Below are 1,861 nucleotides of genomic sequence, written 5' to 3' on the forward strand. Positions count from 1 at the left end.
GTCGCCGCGAGCGCCGCCGCGGCCGAGGCCGACGACGCCGCGTCCGCGTTCGAGTCCGACGACACCGAGGCCACCGGAGGGAGCGCCTCCGTCGATGTCGCCGCCGCAGCGTCGAACGGCTTCGACGCGAGCCTGTACCCGGGCCTGCCACCGGCACCGCGCGACGAGGACTGCGGCCCGTGCACCGGCAAGGAGATGGTGCCCATCCTCGTCGGCGACACCTACCGCTGGGGTTGCCACGCGTAGCTGAAGCCACCTCGCGAGCACACATGACCCGTCGGGCGTCCCGGATTCGGGACGCCCGACCCCGTCAGCGGCCGAACTGCCAGCCGCTGATCCAGTCGGGGTCCTCGCCGTGCTCGTAGGCGTGCTGGCGGGCGGCGGCCCGGGCGGCGTGCCACTCGTCGGCGATCTCGGCCACGCCGGTTCGTCCGGCGAGGCCGGGCACCCGGTCGATCACGTCGAGGGCGAGCCGGTACCGGTCGAGGTCGTTCAGGTGCAGCATGTCGAACGGCGTGGTCGTGGTGCCCCGCTCGACGAAGCCGCGAACGTGCAGGTTGCGGTGGTTGGTGCGGCGGTACGCGAGCTGGTGCACGAGCGCCGGGTAGCCGTGGAAGGCGAACACCACGGGGGCCTCGCGCGTGAAGATCGCGTCGAACGCGAGGTCGTTGAGCCCGTGGGGGTGATGCGAGGAATCCTGCAGGCGCATGAGGTCCACCACGTTCACGACCCGCACCGCGAGGTCGGGCAGGCGTTGGCGGAGCAGCTGGGCGGCGGCGACCACCTCCATGGTCGGCACGTCGCCGGCACATCCGAGCACCACGTCGGGGACGGATGCCGCAGGGTCGCCGGGGTCGAATCCGGGCTCGTTGCCCGCCCACGCCCACACGCCGATGCCGGCGTCGACGTGCGCGTCAGCCTCGGTGGCGGTGAGCCACTGCGGCTCGGGCTGCTTGCCGGCGACGATCACGTTCACCCGGTTCTGCGTGTCGAACGCGTGCCGCATCACCGCGAGCAGGGTGTTGGCGTCGGGCGGCAGGTACACGCGCACGATCTCCGCCTGCTTGTTCACCACGACGCCGAGGAATCCGGGGTCCTGGTGCGAGAAGCCGTTGTGGTCCTGCCGCCACACGTGCGATGAGAGCAGGTAGTTCAGCGACGCGAGGTCGCCGCGCCAGGGGACCTTCGTCGCCGACTCCAGCCATTTCGCGTGCTGGTTGAACATCGAGTCGACGATGTGGATGAACGCCTCGTAGCTGGTGAGGAGTCCCTGTCGGCCGGTGAGCAGGTAGCCCTCGAGCATGCCCTGCATCAGGTGTTCGCTCAGCGCCTCGATGACCCGTCCGTCGCGGGAGAGGTGCTCGTCGAGCGGATGCAGCGCCTCGGCCCAGGTGCGCGACGTGACGTCGAACACTCCGCCCAGCCGGTTCGAGAGCACCTCGTCGGGGCCGAACAGTCGCACGTCGTCGGGGTTGTCCCGCATGACGTCGGCGAGCCATCGCCCGAGCACCGAGGTCGATTCGCCGTTCGCGCCCCGCTTCGCCGGGTCGACCTCGACGGCGAACGGCGCGGTGGGCGGGAGTGAGATCGGCCGGGCGATGCCGCCGTTCGCAAGCGGCGTCGCACTCAGGCGCAGGTCGCCGGTCGGCCTCAGCGCGTCGAGCTCGGCGACCGGCCGTCCGTCGGCGTCGAACAGCTCCTCGGGCCGGTACGACCGCATCCACGCCTCGAGCATCGCGAGGTGGTCGGCGTCCTCGCGCACGCCCGAGAGCGGCACCTGGTGCGCATGGAACGTGCCCTCGACCTGGACGCCGTCGACGATGCGCGGGCCCGTCCAGCCCTTGGGCGTGCGCAGCACGAT

The 1,861-nt window shown here is 71.5% G+C and carries 2 protein-coding genes; one reads left to right on the top strand and one right to left on the bottom strand.

The window, feature by feature from the left end; all coding sequences use genetic code 11:
* Window positions 1-246: hypothetical protein (locus GH736_RS22245; protein WP_159607143.1), on the top strand; the 246-nt coding region annotated here is incomplete at its 5' end.
* A gap of 64 nt (window positions 247-310) precedes the next feature.
* Here the strand turns inward: GH736_RS22245 and GH736_RS22250 are convergent.
* On the bottom strand, window positions 311-1,861 hold a 1,551-nt coding region (locus GH736_RS22250), incomplete at its 5' end, for a phosphoketolase family protein (RefSeq protein WP_162529597.1).

This window comes from Agromyces humi, assembly GCF_009720255.1.
Taxonomy (GTDB): Bacteria; Actinomycetota; Actinomycetes; order Actinomycetales; family Microbacteriaceae; genus Agromyces; species Agromyces humi.